At 35.5% G+C, this 1,056-nt stretch carries 1 protein-coding gene; it reads left to right on the forward strand.

The features are described from left to right. Positions 1-141: 141 nt before the first annotated feature. Positions 142-924, forward strand: a complete 783-nt coding sequence (locus KDK16_RS00030; RefSeq protein WP_257274141.1) for a hypothetical protein — start codon at positions 142-144, stop codon at positions 922-924. Positions 925-1,056: the final 132 nt, after the last annotated feature.

The raw sequence follows: 1,056 nt of genomic DNA on the forward strand, positions 1-1,056 counted from the left end.
GCCAAGTAAACAAGGTTGCGTCAGTAATGTCGGTTTCTCGTTTAAGCTGAGCCACAGAAGCATTATTGGGGGGTTATCATCTTCTGGATAACAGACTCTTTCATTTCTCTGGAGTATCAAGCCATAACAGCCTCTTTGTGAATGCTCTCAGTTATTGAGAGTCATGCCACTGCCTTTGTTATCTTTGCTGCAAGTGTTGGGTTGAAAAGTGTCAAATCATGCATATCCTTAAAAGCAACTCATTTTAAGGAGAATGTAGAAATGATAAAGAAGCTTGTTCAATTGTTATGTACGTGCGTTGCTTTGCAATTTAGTAATCTATATGCTAAAGACCAGTTGGATAAATTATATTACCAATTCTCGACTCAAAAAATGCCCAAACTCTTTGATTCTATACAGCATGCATTGAGTGAATCGCCAGAACTCTCTCAAAAAGCAACAGTTAAAGAACTAAAACATGTAACAAAAAGAGCATATAGAACTTGGTATAAAAGCCTGGACACACTTAGCAAAATTGAAATTGGCACTGTAGCTGAATTGATAAGAATAAATTTATCAGTAGCATACTTTGAAAAAAAAGTTGATGTTTTTATGGAATCGAACAGCCATATGATCAGTTGGGAAATACCTCTCTACCAGCAAATAATTGATATCTTACTTGGCGTGTGGGGTGGAGTGTTTTTCGAAACTGACGATTTAGCAGTGGTTAGAAAAGATTTTTATCATTTATTCACTTGTGACGATTATGATTGCGCAAAAATTGCAGAAGATTTTTCATCTCAACAAAGTGAGATGCATACCCAAGCAATACAAAGATATTTTGATTGTAAGAGAAAAAAATCTCTTCTTTTTGGGGAGCATCTTGCTGAATTATGTGAATTAATTAATAACGATAACTTTGACAAAGTAACATACTTTGTATAATCGAAGAACAACAAAAACTGGATGGAGTCAACCTAACCAATGGCTACAGTTCGTTATTGGGACTTTCCTTTTTATTAGGTGTCAGGTGCTAATTTTAAGCTGTCAAGTGGTAATCGTAAATGAGTCAGGCTG

The organism is Endozoicomonas sp. SESOKO4 (assembly GCF_024606275.1).